This window comes from Streptomyces aquilus (assembly GCF_003955715.1).
GTDB lineage: Bacteria > Actinomycetota > Actinomycetes > Streptomycetales > Streptomycetaceae > Streptomyces > Streptomyces aquilus.
Map to the genome: position 1 here is coordinate 2998750 of NZ_CP034463.1, position 18438 is coordinate 3017187.

Below are 18438 nucleotides of genomic sequence, written 5' to 3' on the forward strand. Positions count from 1 at the left end.
AGGAAAGAAAAGTTGCGCAACTTTCCTTTCCTATCTCCCGGCAAGAAAGCCCCGCCCACCTCACCGGCAGCCGGGGCTCCCCTCAGCAGCGCGTCACCTCACCGGGTGCCCGGCCCCCCGCAGCGCGTCCTTCACCTCGCCGATCCGCAGATCGCCGAAGTGGAACACGGACGCCGCCAGGACCGCGTCCGCCCCCGCCTCGATCGCCGGGGCGAAGTCGGCGAGCTTGCCGGCGCCGCCGGACGCGATCACCGGAACCGTCACGTGCTTGCGGACGGCGGCGATCATCTCCAGGTCGTAGCCGTCCTTGGTGCCGTCCGCGTCCATCGAGTTGAGCAGGATCTCCCCCGCCCCCAGCTCGGCGGCCCGGTGCGCCCACTCGACGGCGTCGATGCCGGTGCCCTTGCGGCCACCGTGGGTGGTGACCTCGAAGGTGCCTTCGGGAGTGCGCCGCGCGTCCACCGACAGCACCAGCACCTGGCGCCCGAACCGCTCGGCGATCTCGCGGATCAGGTCGGGACGGGCGATGGCCGCCGTGTTGACGCCCACCTTGTCCGCACCGGCCCGCAGCAGCTTGTCCACGTCCTCGGCGGTCCGCACACCGCCGCCGACCGTGAGCGGGATGAAGACCTGCTCGGCCGTGCGGCGCACCACGTCGTACGTGGTCTCGCGGTTGCCGGACGACGCGGTGATGTCCAGGAACGTCAGCTCGTCGGCGCCCTCGGCGTCGTAGACCTTGGCCATCTCGACCGGGTCGCCCGCGTCGCGCAGGTTCTGGAAGTTGACGCCCTTGACGACCCGGCCGTTGTCCACGTCCAGGCAGGGGATGACTCGGACCGCCAGGGTCATGAGTTCACGGCTCCTCTGAATGCCTCTACTTCGACTTCGACGAGGATGCGCGGGTCCACGAAGCCCTCCACGACAAGGAGGGTCGAGACCGGACGCACCGCGTCGAAGAGCTCCTTGTGCGCGCGGCCCACGTCGTCCACGTCCCGCGCATGGGTCAGATACATCCGCGTACGGATCACGGACCCGGCGTCCAGGCCGAACTCGCCGAGCGCCTCGATCGCCGTACCGAAGGCGACCTTGGCCTGCTCGTACGGATCGCCCTCGCCGTACAGCACCGACCCCTTGAAGGACGTCGTGCCCCCGACCAGCACCCGGTCGCCCACCGCGACGGCGCGTGCGAAACCGAAGGACTCCTCCCAGGGGCTTCCGCTCTGCACCCGCCGTACGGCATCAGTCATCAGGACACAGCCTCCAAGGCCTCTTCCAGCGTGAACGCCTTCGCGTACAGGGCCTTCCCGACGATGGAGCCCTCGACACCGAGGGGTACCAGCTCGGCGATGGCGCGCAGGTCGTCCAGCGACGACACGCCGCCCGACGCCACGACCGGCCGGTCCGTCGCCGCGCAGACGTTGCGCAGCAGCTCCAGGTTGGGGCCCTGGAGCGTGCCGTCCTTGGCGATGTCGGTGACGACGTACCGGGCGCAGCCCTCCTTGTCGAGACGCTCCAGCGCCTCGTAGAGGTCGCCGCCCTCGCTGGTCCAGCCGCGGCCCTTGAGGGTCGTGCCGCGGACGTCGAGACCGACCGCGATCCTGTCGCCGTGCTCGGCGATGACCTTGGCGACCCACTCCGGGCTCTCCAGGGCGGCGGTGCCGAGGTTCACGCGGGTGCAGCCGGTGGCGAGCGCGGCGGCCAGGGAGGCGTCGTCGCGGATGCCGCCGGACAGCTCCACCTTGATGTCCATGGCCTCGGTGACCTGGCGGACCAGGTCCCGGTTGTCGCCGGTGCCGAAGGCGGCGTCCAGGTCGACCAGGTGCAGCCACTCGGCGCCCGCCGCCTGCCAGGCGAGGGCGGCCTCCAGGGGGGAGCCGTACGAGGTCTCCGTACCGGACTCGCCGTGCACGAGGCGGACCGCCTGGCCGTCGCGGACGTCCACGGCGGGAAGGAGTACAAGCTTCGAGGGCATCAGAGGGTTCCGATCCAGTTGTTCAGCAGCTGCGCTCCGGCGTCGCCGGACTTCTCGGGGTGGAACTGCGTGGCCCACAGGGCGCCGTTCTCCACGGCGGCCACGAAGGGCTTGCCGTGCGTCGACCAGGTGACCAGGGGGGCCTTGATCGCCGGGTTCGCGGTCTCCAGGGTCCAGTCGTGGACGGCGTAGGAGTGCACGAAGTAGAAGCGGGCGTCCGTGTCCAGGCCCGCGAACAGCTCGGAGCCGGCCGGCGCGTCCACGGTGTTCCAGCCCATGTGGGGCACGATGTCGGCCTGCAAGGGCTCGACCGAGCCGGGCCACTCGTCGAGGCCCTCGGTCTCCACGCCGTGCTCGATGCCGCGCGCGAAGAGGATCTGCATGCCGACGCAGATGCCCATGACCGGGCGCCCGCCGGACAGCCGACGGTCGATGATCCAGTCGCCGCGCGCGTCGCGCAGGCCCTTCATGCAGGCGGCGAAGGCGCCGACGCCCGGCACCAGCAGCCCGTCGGCGTTCATCGCCTTGTCGAAGTCACGCGTTATCTCGACGTCGGCCCCGGTGCGCGCGAGAGCACGCTCGGCCGACCTCACGTTGCCGAAGCCGTAGTCGAAGACCACGACCTTCTTCGAGGATGCGCTCAACTCCACACCTCCAGCCTCATGACACCGGCGACGAGACACATCGCGGCGCCGATGGAGAGCAGCACGACGAGCTGCTTGGGCATCCCCTGCTTGACGAAGGAGATGATCCCGCCGACCAGGAAGAGGCCGAGGACGATCAGGACGGTGGACAGCCCGTTCACAGCGCGCCCTTCGTGGAGGGGAGGATGCCGGCCGCGCGCGGGTCCCGCTCGGACGCGTAGCGCAGCGCCCGCGCGAGCGCCTTGAACTGGCACTCCACGATGTGGTGCGCGTTGCGCCCGTACGGCACGTGCACGTGCAGGGCGATCTGCGCCTGGGCGACGAAGGACTCCAGGATGTGCCGGGTCATGGTGGTGTCGTACTCGCCGATCATCGGCGCCATGTTCTCGGGCTCGGTGTGCACGAGGTACGGGCGCCCGGACAGGTCCACCGTCACCTGGGCGAGGGACTCGTCCAGCGGGACCGTGCAGTTGCCGAAGCGGTAGATGCCGACCTTGTCGCCGAGCGCCTGCTTGAAGGCGGCGCCCAGGGCGAGGGCGGTGTCCTCGATGGTGTGGTGCGAGTCGATGTGCAGGTCGCCCTCGGTCTTCACGGTCAGGTCGAACAGACCGTGCCGGCCGAGCTGGTCGAGCATGTGGTCGTAGAAGCCGACCCCGGTCGCCACCTCAACCTTGCCGCTGCCGTCGAGATCGATCTCGACGAGCACGGAGGTCTCCTTCGTGACTCGCTCCACGCGTCCCACGCGGCTCATGCGTTCAGCTCCTTCTTCAACTCACGGACCGCGTCGAGGAACGCGTCGTTCTCTTCGGGGGTTCCGGCGGAGACCCGCAGCCACCCCGGGATGCCGTTGTCCCGGACCAGGACACCCCGGTCGAGGATCTTCTGCCAGGCCGCGTGGGAGTCGTCGAAGAGGCCGAACTGCACGAAGTTCGCGTCGGACTCCACGACCTGGAAACCGAGCTCACGCAGCTCGCTCACCAGCCGGTCCCGCTCGGCCTTCAGCTGCTCGACGTACTTCAGCAGCGTGTCGGTGTGCTCCAGGGCGGCCAGGGCGGTCGCCTGGGTGACGGCCGACAGGTGGTAGGGCAGCCGTACGAGCTGTACGGCGTCCACCACCGCCGGGTGCGCGGCGAGGTAGCCGAGGCGCAGACCCGCCGCGCCGAAGGCCTTCGACATGGTCCGCGAGATGACCAGCTGGGGCCGTCCCTCGATGAGCGGCAGCAGCGAGTCGCCGTGGCTGAACTCGACGTAGGCCTCGTCGACCACGACCATCGACGGCTTCGCCGCCTGCGCGGCCTCGTACAGCGCGAGGACCGTCTCGGGCGGGACCGCGTTGCCCGTGGGGTTGTTGGGGGTGGTGACGAAGACGACGTCCGGCCTGGCGTCGGCGATCGCTCGCGCGGCCGCCTCGACGTCGATGGTGAAGTCCTCGTTCCGGGGACCGGAGATCCAGCCCGTGCCCGTGCCGCGCGCGATCAGGCCGTGCATCGAGTACGACGGCTCGAAGCCGATCGCCGTCCTGCCCGGGCCGCCGAAGGTCTGGAGCAGCTGCTGGATGACCTCGTTGGAGCCGTTGGCGGCCCAGACGTTGGCCAGGCCGACCTCGTGACCGGACGTGTCCGTCAGGTACTTGGCGAGCTGGGTGCGCAGTTCGACCGCGTCCCGGTCGGGGTAGCGGTTGAGGTCGCGGGCGGCCTCGCGGACGCGCTCGGCGATGCGCTCCACCAGCGGCTCGGGCAGCGGGTAGGGGTTCTCGTTGGTGTTCAGCCGTACGGGCACGTCCAACTGGGGCGCGCCATAAGGGGACTTGCCGCGCAGCTCGTCCCGTACGGGGAGATCGTCGATTCCGAAGCTCACTTGCTCTCAGGCACCTTCCACCCGAACCTTGCCTTGACCGCCGCGCCGTGCGCGGGCAGGTCCTCCGCCTCCGCCAGCGTGACCACGTGGTGCGCCACGTCCGCCAGCGCGTCCTTCGTGTAGTCGACGATGTGGATGCCGCGCAGGAAGGACTGGACGGAGAGCCCGGAGGAGTGGCAGGCGCAGCCGCCGGTGGGCAGGACGTGGTTGGACCCGGCGGCGTAGTCGCCGAGTGACACGGGTGCCCAGGGGCCGATGAAGATCGCGCCCGCGTTGCGGACCCGCTCGGCGACCGCGCCGGCGTCGGCGGTCTGGATCTCCAGGTGCTCGGCGCCGTAGGCGTTGACGACCCGCAGGCCCTCGGCGATGCCGTCGACGAGGACGATCGCGGACTGCTTGCCCTCCAGGGCCGGGCGGATCCGCTCGTCGATGTGCTTGCTGGCCCCGACCTGCGGCTCCAGCTCCTTCTCGACCGCGTCCGCGAGCGCGACGGAGTCGGTGACCAGCACGGCCGCCGCGAGCGGGTCGTGCTCGGCCTGGCTGATCAGGTCGGCGGCGACGTGCACCGGGTCGGCGGTGTCGTCCGCGAGGATCGCGATCTCGGTCGGGCCCGCCTCGGCGTCGATGCCGATCTTGCCGGTGAAGTAGCGCTTGGCGGCGGCGACCCAGATGTTGCCGGGGCCGGTGACCAGGTTGGCGGGCGCGCAGGACTCGGTGCCGTACGCGAACATCGCGACGGCGGTGGCGCCGCCGGCGGCGTACACCTCGTCGACGCCTAGCAGCGCGCAGGCGGCGAGGATCGTCGGGTGCGGCAGGCCGCCGAACTCGGCCTGCGCCGGGGAGGCGAGGGCGAGGGACTCGACGCCGGCCTCCTGGGCCGGGACCACGTTCATGATCACGGAGGACGGGTAGACGGCCCGGCCGCCGGGCGCGTACAGCCCGACCCGGTCGACCGGGACCCACTTCTCGGTGACGGTGCCGCCGGGGACGACCTGGGTCGTGTGGGTGCTGCGGCGCTGCTCGCGGTGGACGAGCCGGGCGCGGCGGATGGACTCCTCCAGGGCCGCGCGGACGGCCGGGTCGAGGGACTCCAGTGCCTCGCTGATGGCCTGGGCCGGAACCCGTACGGACTCCAGCCGGACCCCGTCGAACTTCTCGGCGAAGTCGATCAGCGCCGCGTCGCCCCGATGATGCACGGCCTCGCAGATCGGACGCACCTTCTCCAGGGCGGCCTGAACGTCGAAGTCGGCTCGGGGCAGCAGGTCGCGCAGGGCGGGGCCCTCGGGGAGGGCGTCGCCGCGCAGATCGATTCGGGAGATCACAGACCCAATTCTCTCAGACCACGGTCCGGCGTCGTTCGGGCATTCCAATGGCTGATACGCGACCTGGTACGCAACCTGGAAGATCGCCTTCACGTCTATGGGCCTGTCCGGCGGATCATGCCGCAGACGCGGGGTCGATGAGGCACCGCTGCTTTACTGCGACCTGATCCGCCGGACAGGCCCGCGTTCGGGGCCTCACCCAGCGGGCATGACGCGGGCATGACGGGGATGCGCACGCGATTGGAGGAGTGGTGACCGAGGGGGACCTGCCGGACGATCTGACGCCTGCCGAGGTCGGCATGTGGCAGGCCTTCCGCAACGGCAGTGTGTACGACCTGAGCAGCGGCGACGCGGTCGTCGACGATCCGCACGGCGGCCACCCGTGGGGCCCGGAGCGGACCGTGCGGGCCCGCATCGTGTGCTGGCTGCTGCTGGACGGGCCGCCCGCACTGGCCGGCCGGGTGTCGTCGCTGAAGCTGGCCGGCGTGCAGATCAGCGGCGCGCTGGACCTGGCGGGCGGCACCGTGGTGCCGTACGTGGAGATGAAGGGCTGCCGGTTCGAGCGGGACGTCCTGCTGCCGGAGGCCCGCTTCGCCACCCTGCGCCTGGTGGACTGCTCGGTGCCGCGCCTGGAGGCGGCCCGCGTCCACACCGAGGGCGATCTGCATCTGCCGCGCTGCCGGTTCCACAACGGCGTACGGCTGACCGACGCGCACATCGGCACCGATCTGCTGCTCAACCAGGCGATCGTCTACCGGGACCGCAGCGGCCGTTCGATCGCCGCCGACGGCATGAGCGTGGGCCAGGATCTCCAGGCCGAGCTGCTTGAGTCGCACGGCGAGCTGAGCCTGCGCAGCGCCAAGGTCGGTGTCTCGCTGAGCCTGCGCGGCGCGAAGCTGGCCAACCCCTACACGCGGCTCGCGCTCAACGCTCCCCAGCTGACCGTCGGGCGCTCGATGTACCTGACGCCGGCGGGTGTCGGCAGCCCGCTGCTGAGCGGGGCCACCCCGGCGCAGGGCACGCGCATCCAGCGGTTCACCTGCCGGGGCGGGCTGCGCCTGGACGACGGCCGGTTCGGGGACGCGGTCGACTTCGACAAGGCCCGCTTCACCCTCACCGACGACCAGGAGGTGTCGCTGCGCCGCATCCAGACGCCCGAGCTGCGCTTCCTCGGGCAGGCACCGGCGCGCGGGCGGGTGGTGCTGTCGGGGGCGCGGGTGGTGAACCTGATGGACCGCACCGACAGCTGGCCGGGCCCGGGCCGGCTGCACATGGGCGGCTTCGGCTACGAGAACCTGGTGCCGAGGGGCCCGTTCCCGCTGGAGGAGCGGCTGGCGTGGGTGTCCGCGGCGACCGCCGAGTACAACCCGGAGCCGTACGAGCGCCTCGCGGCCGTGCTGCGGGCCGGCGGCGAGGACGAGGACGCGCGCGAGGTACTGCTCGCCAAGCAGCGCCGCCGCCGCGAGACGCTGCCGCCGGCCGCGAAGCTGTGGGGGTACGCGCAGGACTGGACGGTCGCCTACGGCTACCGGCCGGGGCGGGCGCTGGTGTGGATGGCGGTGCTGTGGGCGGCGGGCTCGCTGGCCTTCGCGCACGCCGACCATCCGCCACTCAAGGGCGACGAGGGCCCGCACTGGAACGCCACCCTGTTCGCCCTCGACCTGCTCCTGCCGGTCATCGACCTGGGCCAGGTCGGCTTCTGGCAGCTGCGCGGCGGCTGGCAGTGGCTGGCGGCGGCGATGATCCTGCTGGGCTGGATCCTGGCGACGACGGTGGCGGCCGGGGCGACGAGGCTGCTGAGACGCAACTGACGCCGACGTTCGGGGGCACGGCGGTCCAACGATTGTTGAACACTAATCATTTTTACGCGCTCTTGACCTTCCGCCGTACAACTTTCCGTACTTTGCCCGGAACCTCTGGCGCTCGTGCGACCTGCGGCTTTTCAATGGTCGACACCATGGCTCTGCTGCCCCCGTTCGTCCGCTCCTCCCGGACGGCCAGGACCGTCGAGCACCCGCCTGTCGCGCTGCCGGCCGACGACGAGGTGCTTCTCGACGCGCCCGACGACCGGCTCGGCCCGGCCCTCGTGGCCGCAGGGCAGGGATCGTACGAGGTGGCGGCCGCCCTGCTCGCCTCGACCCGCGCGGCTTCCGCCTGGGAACACCGCGACCGGTACGTCGTACGCCTGGCGTCCTTCGCGTGCGCGCGCCCCGAGTGGTTCGAGTCCTGGCGTACGGCCGCTCCGCGCGACCCGGACATGCTCGTGGTCGGCGCCCAGCTCGCCGTGACCCGCGTCTGGGGATCGCCCGCGCGGGAGGAGCTGCTGCGCGAGGTGAGCCCGCTGATCACGGCCGCCGCGCGCGGTGACGACCGCGATCCGGTGCCGTGGCGGATCGCGCTGGACCACGCGCACGGCTCGCGCGCCGGGCACAAGTACTTCGAGGAGCTGTGGGAGGCGGCGATCCGCCGCGCCCCGCACCACTACGGCTGCCATGCCGCCGCCCTGCGCTGTCTCGCCGAGAGCTGGCACGGCTCGCACCGGGAGTGCTTCGACTTCGCGGAGACGGCCGCGCAGGACGCCCCGGCCGACTCCCTCGTCCAGGCCCTGCCGACCCGGGCCGCGCTCGCCTATCTGACCGACGGCTGCGGACCGGACGTACCCCGGGCCCGGCTGGACGCGGCGGTGGACCGGGCGATCGCGCTGTCGGCGCGGTTCCCGGCGGCGGACCCGTGGCCGGCCGAGATGCGGAACAAGCTGACGTACGTCCTCGCGCTCCTGGACCGCCGCGAGGACGCCCTGGAGCAGCTGCGCCGGATCGGCCCGTACGCCACCTCGTTCCCCTGGGAACTGGTCTCCGACGACCCGCTGGGACGGTTCCTGGAACTGCGGGAGGAGATCCGGCTGCGATCGGCCTCCGGGCATCCACGGAGTGGGCACCGCGGACGTGCACACTCCCGCGACCACTAGGCTTTTGCGCCGTGACCACCGTCCGGCTCCCGCTCTTCCCCCTGAACTCGGTGCTGTTCCCGGGGTTGGTGCTCCCGTTGAACGTCTTCGAGGAGCGCTATCGCGCCATGATGCGCGAACTTCTGAAGACCCCCGAGGACGAACCGCGCCGCTTCGCCGTCGTCGCCATTCGCGACGGCCACGAGGTGGCGGCGAGTGAGCCCGGCATGCCCGATCCCACGTCGGTGCCCGAACGCGGCCCGGCCGCGGGCTTCGGCGCCGACCCCGCCAAGGCCTTCCACGGCACCGGCTGCATCGCGGACGCGGCGACGATCAGGGAGCGGGCCGACGGCACGTTCGAGGTCCTGGCGACCGGCACGACCCGGGTGAAGCTGCTGTCCGTGGACGCGTCGGGCCCGTATCTCGTCGCGGAACTGGAGGAGCTCCCGGAGGAGCGGGGCGAGGAGGCCGGCGCCCTGGCCGAAGGCGTCCTGAGGGCCTTCCGCGCCTACCAGAAGCGCCTCGCGGGCGCCCGCGAACGCTCCCTCGCCTCCGGCTCCGAACTGCCGGACGAACCGGCGGTCGTCTCCTATCTGGTGGCGGCGGCGATGATGCTCGACACCCCCACCAAACAGCGCCTCCTCCAGGCCCCGGACACCGCGTCCCGGCTGCGCGACGAGCTGAAACTCCTTCGCTCGGAGACGGCGATCATCCGTAATCTGCCGTCGTTGCCGGCGTCGGACCTGACGCGCGGCCCGACGAGTCTGAACTGAGTCCGAGGGACGACCGATGGCGAAGAAGTCCAAGAAGCAGGCACAGCAGACAGGCGGCACCCCCGCGACGGTGGCCCTGACGGCGGCAGGAGCGGAGTACACGGTCCACGCCTACGACCACGACCCCAGCCACCCCTCCTACGGCGAGGAGGCGGCCGAGGCGATGGGCGTGTCCCCCGAGCGGGTCTTCAAGACCCTCGTCGCGGACGTGGACGGCACCCTCACGGTGGCGGTGGTCCCGGTGGCGGGCCAGCTGGACCTGAAGGCCCTGGCGGCGGCGGTGAACGGCAAGCGGGCGGCGATGGCCGACCCGACCCTCGCCGAGCGCACGACAGGCTACGTGCGAGGCGGCATCTCCCCCCTGGGCCAGCGCAAGAAGCTCCCCACGGTCCTGGACGCCTCCGCCTCCGCCCATCCCACCATCTGTGTCTCGGCGGGCCGCAGAGGCCTGGAGGTCGAACTCGCCCCCGAGGACCTGGCGAAGCTCACGGACGCGGTCCTGGCCCCCATCGGCCGCGCCTGACCTCTCGACGCGGGTCCGTTCCTCGGTTAAGTACGAGGAACATGTCGAAGAAAACGCGAAAGCGGAAATGGCGCACGAAGAAGGGCCGCTCGAACCACGGCAGGCGCCCGGCGTAGGGGCGCTTTTCAGCCCGTCCGGCGTTTGAGGACGAGGCCCGTCCAGGGCCGAAGCGGGGGTCTGGGGGCGCAGCCCCCAGGGATGGGACAGGTAGGGGCGGCGGGGGCGAGAGAATCCCCGCCGCAACCACAACGCACCGAAAGCCTTACGCCGAGGGCTTCGCCCCGTAAGGCCCCGCCCCATACGCCGGCAACTCGGGATCCCGCGGCCCGAACAACCCCGTGAGCCCCAGGTGCACCAACAGCGCCCCCAACGACCACGCCAGCAACGCCCCCTTCGCCCCGAGCTTCAGCGGCGCCGAGAACGTCACCCCCTTGCCCACGGACTTCGCATGGGCCAGCACATCCTGCGCGGGCCCGAGCCACACCCCGACCCGCCACGCCAGCAGCGACCCGAGCAGCCCCCCGACCCCGAGCGCCACCACCAACGGCACACCCCCACGCCGCCGCAGCAGGAACACGACGACCGCGCTCACGACCCCGAACGCCAGCCCGAGCAGCGCGAACGTGCCGTCGACGCCGACCGCCTGCTCCCCCTCGGTGTCCTTGACGTAGACGATCCAGCGCTTCTCGACGACGTCCCCGACCAGCGGCACGTGCGGCGCCAGCCACCACCACAGCACACCCAGCAGCAGCCCACCGAGCGCCACCGCCACCGTGATCACGGCGGCTTCCCGCAGTTCGGTCTTCATTCCGGGGCCGTCCTGTTCGTACAGGCTTCCGGGCCCACCGGCACCGTAGGGCGGCGGTGCCTGCCAGGCCTGGTGCGGGGAGGGGTCGCTCGGCGGCGGAGGAGTCAGCGGTGCGGTCACCCTGACATCGTGCCAGGCCCGCCTGTGCGGCGCGTCACCGGACGGCCGCTCGACGGTAGGCCCAGGTGGCGACGCCGAGGGAGACGACCCCGACCGCTCCGCAGACGGCCAGGTCACCGAGGACGAACGCCCAGTCGGGATGCGGCCCGAAGGTCCGCGCGAAGGCTTCGACGCCGTACGTCGAGGGCAGCAGGTCCCGCAGGAACCGCACCCCCTCCGGCATCCGGTCGGCCGGCAGGACGCCCAGCAGCAGCGCCGCGGACATGCCCAACTGACCCAGGACGGTCGCCAGTTCCGGCCGCGGCGCGAGCAGCCCGAAGGCCGCCCCGAGCCCGGCGAGCGCGGCCCCGGCGAGCGGGATCACGGCGACGAGCACCCACAGATGCGCCATCGGCAGCCCGAACAGCACGCACCCGAACACCGCGGTCACGACGGTCCCGGGGACGGTGAAGGAGGCGTACGCCCCCGCCGCGCCCAGCACCACCGCGGCGGGCGGCACCGGCAGCGTCGCGTAGTGGTCAAGGCCGCCGCTCGCCCGCAGCTGCCCGAAGTACTGGGCGAGCAGGTTGAGCGCGACGAACGCCACGACGAGCACCGCGGAGCCCGCGACGACGGCCTGCGCCTCGGCCCCGCCGTCCACGACCCCGCGCATCAGGACCATGATCCCGACGGACTGGAAGGTCGCCACGAACAGCAGCGGGATGCGCGCGACTCGGGCCCGGGACAACTGGGCCCGGTACACGGCCACGAGCGCCGGCCACAGCCGCGCACGCGGCCCGAGCTCGGCCGCCTCCCGGTCCGTCTCCTCGACGGCCAGGGCGCCGCCCGGCAGCACCTCGGCGGGTACGACACTCACGTGGCGCTGCTCCCTTTCACCCACGGGGTCACCGATACGTTCGCCCTGTTCCGTCTCCGTACGGATGCTACGGCCCGCTCGCTCAAGCCCGACTCAAGAGCCTTCAAAGCGTTCACGCCTTCACCAGCCCCTGCCGCGCCGCCCCGCCGAGCGCCAGGTACACGTCCTCCAGGCTGGGCGTGGCGAGCGTGAAGTCGTCGAGGGCGGCGAAGGCGGCGCCGCCGGTGACGGTGGCGACGACCGCGCGGGCCTCCTCGGGGGCGAGCCGGAGCGTCCAGCGGCGTCCGGTCTCGACGGCCCGGTCGTGCAGCGCGGCGACCTCGGGGACGTGCAGCGGCGCGGCCTCGCGCCACACCAGGTCGACCCGGACCTCTCCCGCGACCTGCTCCTTGAGCCCGACGGGGGTGTCACAGGCGATCACCCGGCCGCGGTCGAGGACCGCGACCCGGTCGAGGACGGTCTCGGCCTCGATGACGTTGTGGGTGACGAGCAGGACGGTCGTGCCGCGCTCGGCCCGGCGCCGGTCCACGGCCGCCCACACGGCTCGCCGCGCCACCGGGTCCATGCCGGTGGTCGGCTCGTCGAGCACCAGCAGCGGCCGCTCCCCGACCAGCGCGGCGGCGAAGCACGCCAGCCGCCGCTGACCGCCGGACAGCTTCTTGATCGCCCGCCCGGCGAGCGGCGCGAGCCCCAGTTCGTCGAGTACGGCGTCCCGCTCGGCCCGGGCCGCACGCGCCTCCAGGCCGCGCAGCCGTCCGGTGGTCTCGGCGGCGAGGGAGACGGTGAGCTCGTCGAGGGCGGTGGACTCCTGGCCGAGGTAGGCGAGGATGCGCGCGGCCCGCTCCGGGTGGCGCACGATGTCGTGCCCGAGGATCTCGACCGTGCCGCTGTCGGGCCGCATCAGGCCGGTCAGCTGGCGTACGAGGGTGGACTTGCCGGCGCCGTTCGGCCCGAGCAGTCCGAAGATCTCACCGCGGCGGATGTCGAGTCGTACGTCGTCGGTGGCCCGCACCTCGGGCGTCGCGGGAACCCCGCGCCTGCCCCGTACCGCGGGATAGGTCTTGGTCAGTCCGCGCACCGCGCACACGACATCGTCGCCATGCCGAAGTGCCTGTGCCGCGCGCGTACTCACAAGGGACGAGACTACGGGGTCGGGAAGCTCCGCTCCCCCTTGGGGGCGGGGTATGTGCCGTTTCACTCCCCCGCGGGCGCGTGCTCCGCGGCCGTGCGGACGTCGATCTCGCGCCAGAACCCGGCCCTGATGGCATACCGGTCGTGCTCGTCGATCTGGTCGTCCTTGTGCGCGAGCAGTCCGAAGCGGGCGGCGTAGCGCAGCAGCTCCCCGTCGATGCGGTGCGGGATGCGCGGGTACATCCCGGACAGCTTCTGGAGATGGCTCTGGTCGCCCAACCGCTCCATCCAGCGCCGGGCGAAGACCTGCCCCACCTCGTAGGGGTCGCCTCCGACGGTCGTGATGTCCTCCTCCCGGTCGGCCCAGCGCTGCTCGGCGGTGGTGAGCTGGGCGAGCGTCGGCATCGAGGCGACCTCGGGCGGTTCGGCGGCGCCGCCGGGCCGGTCGACCCAGCCCTTGTCGGAGGACCAGCGCAGGGTGGCGTTGGCGGGCTGCTGCGGCTGGACGCCCGGGGCGCGCAGGGCGGCGAGGTCCTTGGGGGTGGGCACGCCCTTGGGCGCGGGCACCCGCTCCTGGGTGCCGTTCTCGGACGCGGCGGCGGGGGTGTGCTCGCCCTCGTCGGCGGAGCGCTCGGCGGCCGCGGCGAGCGCGGATTCGGGCAGCGGCGCGGAGAGGATCGCGGCGATCTCGGGCCGGGGCGCGGGCGGCGGCGCGCAGATCCCGCCGAGTTCCTTGGCGCGGACGGCCTTGGTGATCCACGTACGGTCCAGGACGCGTCGTTCGTCGGCCTCGGCGACCAGGTCCTCGGACTGGTTGTAGTCGCCGTCGGCGGCCTGCACGGCCCACAGGTGGACGGCGACGCCGTGCTCCTTGGCGGCCATCATGCCCGGCAGCAGGTCGCCGTCGCCGGTGACGAGGACGATGTCGGAGCAGGCGCGGTTGCGGGCCAGCTCGGTGAGCTCGGCGTGCATGGCGGCGTCGACGCCCTTCTGGGCCCAGCGTCCGTCGCTGCGGGTCAGGGCCCCGAGCCGGACGGTGACCCGGGGCATCACGCGCAGCCGGCGGTGTTCGGGCTGGGGCACGCGGTCGGGGGCGCCGTCGAACCAGTAGATGCGCAGCAGCGGCCGCTCGGTGTCCGACTCGGCGCGATCGCGCAGGCCCTGGATCAGAGCGGCGTGGTCGACGGTGATCCGGGATCGGGAAGGTTCCCCCGCCAGGAGGGAGGCGGCCGCCCCCAGCAGATAGCCGGCGTCCACCAGGACGATGCAGCGGTCCACGCGACTCACCCTCTTCCCGGGAGGTTTGCTTCGGGCTTCCTTCGAGTCTGCCCGACCACGCGGAGGTTAACGGCCGGAACTCGATCTTCGGCGTGGCGTTTCGGGGCATCGCCGGACGACAACCCCTGTCACACACGGTAATTATCCGAAATGCGTTCTTTGTCAGCCTATGTGAATCTGGTCGCGGCCCTGGCCCCTAGATCCCCCTCAGGAGGCAGATCACCATGGCCAAGAACAAGAACCGTGACCGTAAGCAGCCGCAGTCCGAGCGTGGTCAGCAGCAGGCCCAGCAGTCCTCGATGGAGGCGCAGGCCGAGCAGCGCATGACCCAGGTGACTCCGGGTGACATGGCCCGCAAGGGCAAGCAGAAGCGCTTCGGTCACAACTGACATCTGCATAACGGGTCGAGACCCGCGGGTTGTTGAGACCCAGGCACACAGAGAGGGCGCATCCGGTTCACGGATGCGCCCTCTCGACGTACGGCTAACCCGCCAGACAGGACGGGCCGAGCAGCACTTTCAGGTCACCGAAGAGCGCCGGGTCCGGCTTCACCCGGTGCCGGTCCAGGCGCAGGACGGTGGTCTTGGTCGGACCCTGGAGCTTGATCCGGACCTCGCTCTCGCCCTTGTGGTGGCTGAGGATCTCGCCGAGGCGGCTGACCATCGGCGGGGTGACCCTGGTCGCCGGGATGGTGAGGATCACCGGCGCGTTGGTGCCCGCGTTGGACAGGTCGGGGACCTGGAGCTCCATGGCGACCAGGCGCGGGACGTCCTCACGCTTGTCGAGGCGGCCCTTGACGAACACCACGGCGTCCTCGACGAGTTGGGTCGACACCAGCTGGTAGGTCGCCGGGAAGAACATGCACTCGATGGAGCCGGCGAGATCCTCGACGGTGGCGATCGCCCAGGCGTTGCCCTGCTTGGTCATCTTGCGCTGGAGGCCCGAGATGATGCCGCCGATGGTGACGACCGCGCCGTCCGCGTGCTCACCTCCGGTGAGCTGGGCGATGCCCGCGTCGGCCTTGTCGGAGAGCACGTGCTCCAGGCCGAAGAGCGGGTGGTCGGAGACGTACAGACCGAGCATCTCCCGCTCCTGGGCGAGCAGATAGGTCTTGTCCCACTCGTCGGTGGTGAACTCGACGTCGAGTCCGAAGCCGGGTTCGCTGGTCTCCTCCTCCCCCATGCCGCCGAAGAGGTCGAACTGGCCCTCGGCCTCCTTGCGCTTGACCGCGACCACGTTGTCGATCATCGGCTCGAAGTGCGCGGTGAGGCCCTTGCGGGTGTGGCCGAGGGTGTCGAAGGCGCCCGCCTTGATCAGCGACTCGGTGGTGCGCTTGTTGCAGGCGACGGCCTCGACCTTGTCGAGGTAGTCGGGGAAGGAGGCGTACTTCCCCTTGGCCTTGCGGCTCTTGATGATCGACTCGACCACGTTGGTGCCGACGTTGCGCACGGCCTCCAGGCCGAAGAGGATCACGTCGTCGCCCTGGGCGGCGAAGTTGTGCACCGACTCGTTGACGTTCGGCGGGAGCACCTTGATGCCCATGCGGCGGCACTCGTTGAGGTAGACGGCCGACTTGTCCTTGTCGTCCTTGACGGAGGTCAGCAGCGCGGCCATGTACTCGGCGGGGTGGTTGGCCTTGAGGTAGGCCGTCCAGTACGAGACCAGGCCGTACGCGGCGGAGTGCGCCTTGTTGAAGGCGTAGCCGGCGAAGGGGACCAGCACGTCCCACAGGGCCTGGATCGCCTCGTCGCTGTAGCCGTTCTTCTTGGCGCCCGCCTGGAAGATGGTGAAGTTCTTCGCCAGCTCGTCGGGCTTCTTCTTGCCCATCACGCGGCGGAGGATGTCGGCCTCGCCGAGCGAGTAGCCGGCGATGATCTGGGCGGCCTTCTGCACCTGCTCCTGGTAGACGATCAGGCCGTAGGTGACGTCCAGGACCTCCTTGAGGGGCTCCTCCAGCTCCGGGTGGATCGGGGTGATCTCCTGGAGCTTGTTCTTGCGCAGCGCGTAGTTGGTGTGCGAGTCCATGCCCATCGGGCCGGGACGGTAGAGCGCGGAGACGGCGGAGATGTCCTCGAAGTTGTCGGGCTTCATCAGGCGCAGCAGCGAGCGCATGGGGCCGCCGTCGAACTGGAAGACGCCGAGGGTCTCGCCGCGCTGGAGCAGTTCGAAGGTCTTGGGGTCGTCCAGCGGGAGGCTCAGCAGCTCCAGGTCGATGCCCTTGTTGGACTTCACCATCTTGACGGCGTCGTCCATGATCGTCAGGTTGCGCAGGCCGAGGAAGTCCATCTTCAGCAGGCCGAGCGACTCGCAGCTCGGGTAGTCCCACTGCGTGATGGTCACGCCGTCGGTGTGGCGCACCCAGACGGGCACGTGCTCGGTGATGGTCTCGCTGGACATGATCACGCCGGCGGCGTGCACGCCCATCTGCCGGACCAGGCCCTCGACGCCCTTGGCGGTGTCGATGACCTTCTTCACGTCCGGTTCGTTCTCGTACATCCCGCGGACCTCGCCGGCCTCCGAGTAGCGGGGGTGCGAGGGGTCGGTGATGCCGTTGAGGTCGATGCCCTTGCCGAGGACGTCGGCGGGCATGGCCTTGGTGATGCGGTCGCCCATCGCGTACGGGTAGCCCAGCACGCGCGCGGAGTCCTTGATCGCGTTCTTGGCCTTGATCTTGCCGTAGGTGCCGATCATGGCGACCTTGTCGGCGCCGTATTTCTCGGTCACGTACCTGATGACCTCGACGCGCCTGCGCTCGTCGAAGTCGATGTCGACGTCGGGCATCGAGATGCGCTCGGGGTTGAGGAACCGCTCGAAGATCAGGCCGTGCGGGATCGGGTCGAGGTCGGTGATGCCCATGGCGTAGGCGACGATCGAACCGGCCGCGGAGCCTCGGCCGGGGCCGACCGCGATGCCGTTGTTCTTGGCCCACATGATGAAGTCGGCGACGACGAGGAAGTAGCCGGGGAAGCCCATCGAGATGATGACGTCCATCTCGTAGTCGGCCTGCTTCTGGCGGTCCTCGGGGATGCCGCCCGGGTAGCGGCGCTCCATGCCGCGGCGGACCTCCTCCTTGAACCAGGTGACCTCGGTGTAGCCCTCGGGGATGTCGAACTTCGGCATGAGGTTCTTGGCCTCGAACATGCCGGTGGTGTCGATCTGCTCGGCGACCAGGAGGGTGTTGCGGCAGCCCTCCTGCCAGGCGTCGGAGGAGTCGATGGCGTACATCTCGTCCGTGGACTTCAGGTAGTAGCCGGTGCCGTCGAACTTGAAGCGGTCCGGGTCGGAGAGGTTCTTGCCGGTCTGGATGCAGAGCAGGGCGTCATGGGCGGTCGCCTCGTGCGCGTACGTGTAGTGCGAGTCGTTCGTCACCAGGGGCGGGATGCCGAGCTTCTTGCCGATGTCGAGGAGGCCGTCGCGGACCCGGCGCTCGATCTCGATGCCGTGGTCCATCAGCTCCAGGAAGTAGCGGTCCTTGCCGAAGATGTCCTGGTACTCGGCGGCCGACTTCAGGGCCTCGTCGTACTGGCCGAGGCGCAGCCGGGTCTGGAGCTCGCCGGAGGGGCAGCCGGTGGAGGCGATGAGGCCCTCGGACCACTGGGAGATGGTCTCCTTGTCCATCCGGGGCCACTTCTGGAGCCAGCCCTCGGCGTAGGCGTCCGAGGAGAGCCGGAAGAGGTTGTGCAGACCGGTGGCGTTCGCCGCCCAGATCGTCTTGTGGGTGTAACCACCGGAACCGGAGACGTCGTCCCGCTTCTGGTGCGGCTGACCCCACTGGATCTTGCGCTTGTTGCGCCGGGACTCGGGGGCGACGTAGGCCTCGATGCCGATGATCGGGGTGACCCCGGCCTTCTTCGCGGAATGGAAGAAGTCGTACGCCCCATGGAGGTTGCCGTGGTCCGACATGGCGATATGGGTCATGCCCATCTCGTTGCACGCGTCGAACATGTCCTTCAGCCGCGCGGCACCGTCCAACAGGGAGTACTGGGTGTGGACGTGCAGGTGCGTGAACGGCGGCTTCGACACGGTTTGGCCTCCTGGGAAACGCTCGGCGACAGGCTGGCGGACAGTTCGGGGGACAGCGTCGAAGTCTATGCCTCGGGACTGACACTCCGGGGGCCGCCCCGCGTACCTTCACAGCGAGGGTTGTCGCGGGCACTTTCGCGCGACCCCACCCGTTGAGACGACAGAAACGCTGTCGTACACATGC

The 18438-nt window shown here is 70.7% G+C and carries 18 protein-coding genes; 5 read left to right on the plus strand and 13 right to left on the minus strand.

What is annotated here, in order from left to right; all coding sequences use genetic code 11:
- Positions 1 to 93 precede the first annotated feature (93 nt).
- The 8 genes from hisF to hisD are packed head-to-tail and all read right to left on the minus strand — an operon-like array spanning position 94 to position 5795.
- Positions 94 to 849 (minus strand): imidazole glycerol phosphate synthase subunit HisF, encoded by a 756-nt coding sequence (hisF, locus tag EJC51_RS13850; RefSeq protein WP_126271355.1) that lies wholly within the window; start codon positions 847 to 849, stop codon positions 94 to 96.
- The gene (locus tag EJC51_RS13855; RefSeq protein WP_207924753.1) at positions 846 to 1250 is read right to left on the minus strand and encodes a RidA family protein; all 405 of its coding nucleotides are present in this window, start codon (positions 1248 to 1250) and stop codon (positions 846 to 848) included. Before EJC51_RS13855 ends, hisF begins: the two co-directional genes overlap by 4 nt.
- The gene (priA, locus tag EJC51_RS13860) at positions 1247 to 1972 is read right to left on the minus strand and encodes a bifunctional 1-(5-phosphoribosyl)-5-((5-phosphoribosylamino)methylideneamino)imidazole-4-carboxamide isomerase/phosphoribosylanthranilate isomerase PriA (protein ID WP_126271357.1); all 726 of its coding nucleotides are present in this window, start codon (positions 1970 to 1972) and stop codon (positions 1247 to 1249) included. The genes EJC51_RS13855 and priA overlap by 4 nt, the downstream gene beginning before the upstream one ends.
- Positions 1972 to 2622, minus strand: coding sequence for an imidazole glycerol phosphate synthase subunit HisH (gene hisH / locus EJC51_RS13865; RefSeq protein WP_126271358.1), 651 nt, complete (start codon positions 2620 to 2622; stop codon positions 1972 to 1974). The genes priA and hisH overlap by 1 nt, the downstream gene beginning before the upstream one ends.
- Positions 2613 to 2777, minus strand: coding sequence for a hypothetical protein (locus EJC51_RS47690; protein ID WP_165951131.1), 165 nt, complete (start codon positions 2775 to 2777; stop codon positions 2613 to 2615). The genes hisH and EJC51_RS47690 overlap by 10 nt, the downstream gene beginning before the upstream one ends.
- Entirely contained in the window at positions 2774 to 3367 is a 594-nt protein-coding gene (gene hisB, locus EJC51_RS13870; protein WP_028808075.1) for an imidazoleglycerol-phosphate dehydratase HisB, read from the minus strand. Before hisB ends, EJC51_RS47690 begins: the two co-directional genes overlap by 4 nt.
- Positions 3364 to 4473, minus strand: a complete 1110-nt coding sequence (locus EJC51_RS13875) for a histidinol-phosphate transaminase (RefSeq protein WP_126271359.1) — start codon at positions 4471 to 4473, stop codon at positions 3364 to 3366. The genes hisB and EJC51_RS13875 overlap by 4 nt, the downstream gene beginning before the upstream one ends.
- Positions 4470 to 5795, minus strand: coding sequence for a histidinol dehydrogenase (gene hisD, locus EJC51_RS13880; protein ID WP_126271360.1), 1326 nt, complete (start codon positions 5793 to 5795; stop codon positions 4470 to 4472). The genes EJC51_RS13875 and hisD overlap by 4 nt, the downstream gene beginning before the upstream one ends.
- 248 nt (positions 5796 to 6043) lie before the next feature.
- On the opposite strand from hisD, the gene EJC51_RS13885 reads away from it, so the two are divergent.
- The 4 genes from EJC51_RS13885 to ybaK all read left to right on the plus strand — a co-directional run bounded on the left by EJC51_RS13885 (position 6044) and on the right by ybaK (position 10038).
- The gene (locus EJC51_RS13885; RefSeq protein ID WP_399580358.1) at positions 6044 to 7606 is read left to right on the plus strand and encodes an oxidoreductase; all 1563 of its coding nucleotides are present in this window, start codon (positions 6044 to 6046) and stop codon (positions 7604 to 7606) included.
- A gap of 134 nt (positions 7607 to 7740) precedes the next feature.
- A complete protein-coding gene (locus EJC51_RS13890) occupies positions 7741 to 8763 on the plus strand; it encodes a hypothetical protein (protein ID WP_126271362.1) in 1023 nt (340 codons plus the stop codon).
- Between the two features lie 11 nt (positions 8764 to 8774).
- Positions 8775 to 9515, plus strand: coding sequence for an LON peptidase substrate-binding domain-containing protein (locus EJC51_RS13895; RefSeq protein WP_126271363.1), 741 nt, complete (start codon positions 8775 to 8777; stop codon positions 9513 to 9515).
- Positions 9516 to 9531: 16 nt separating this feature from the next.
- Positions 9532 to 10038: a Cys-tRNA(Pro) deacylase gene (gene ybaK, locus EJC51_RS13900; protein WP_126271364.1), complete on the plus strand. Its 507-nt coding sequence runs from the start codon at positions 9532 to 9534 to the stop codon at positions 10036 to 10038.
- A 262-nt stretch (positions 10039 to 10300) separates the two neighbouring features.
- Here the strand turns inward: ybaK and EJC51_RS13905 are convergent, their stop codons facing one another.
- From EJC51_RS13905 to EJC51_RS13920, 4 genes are all read right to left on the minus strand, one after another.
- Positions 10301 to 10966 carry an AAA family ATPase gene (locus EJC51_RS13905; protein ID WP_126271365.1) on the minus strand — a complete coding sequence of 222 codons (666 nt, stop codon included), beginning with the start codon at positions 10964 to 10966 and terminating at the stop codon, positions 10301 to 10303.
- 34 nt (positions 10967 to 11000) lie between these two features.
- Positions 11001 to 11822 carry an ABC transporter permease gene (locus tag EJC51_RS13910; RefSeq protein WP_126271366.1) on the minus strand — a complete coding sequence of 274 codons (822 nt, stop codon included), beginning with the start codon at positions 11820 to 11822 and terminating at the stop codon, positions 11001 to 11003.
- 112 nt (positions 11823 to 11934) lie between these two features.
- Positions 11935 to 12909 carry an ABC transporter ATP-binding protein gene (locus EJC51_RS13915; protein WP_126276942.1) on the minus strand — a complete coding sequence of 325 codons (975 nt, stop codon included), beginning with the start codon at positions 12907 to 12909 and terminating at the stop codon, positions 11935 to 11937.
- 107 nt (positions 12910 to 13016) lie between these two features.
- A complete protein-coding gene (locus EJC51_RS13920; RefSeq protein ID WP_126271367.1) occupies positions 13017 to 14231 on the minus strand; it encodes an NYN domain-containing protein in 1215 nt (404 codons plus the stop codon).
- Between the two features lie 224 nt (positions 14232 to 14455).
- On the opposite strand from EJC51_RS13920, the gene EJC51_RS47695 reads away from it, so the two are divergent.
- Positions 14456 to 14620, plus strand: a complete 165-nt coding sequence (locus EJC51_RS47695) for a hypothetical protein (protein ID WP_165951132.1) — start codon at positions 14456 to 14458, stop codon at positions 14618 to 14620.
- 94 nt (positions 14621 to 14714) lie between these two features.
- On the opposite strand, the gene dnaE is transcribed toward EJC51_RS47695, so the two are convergent.
- A complete protein-coding gene (gene dnaE, locus EJC51_RS13925) occupies positions 14715 to 18254 on the minus strand; it encodes a DNA polymerase III subunit alpha (protein ID WP_126271368.1) in 3540 nt (1179 codons plus the stop codon).
- Positions 18255 to 18438 lie beyond the last annotated feature (184 nt).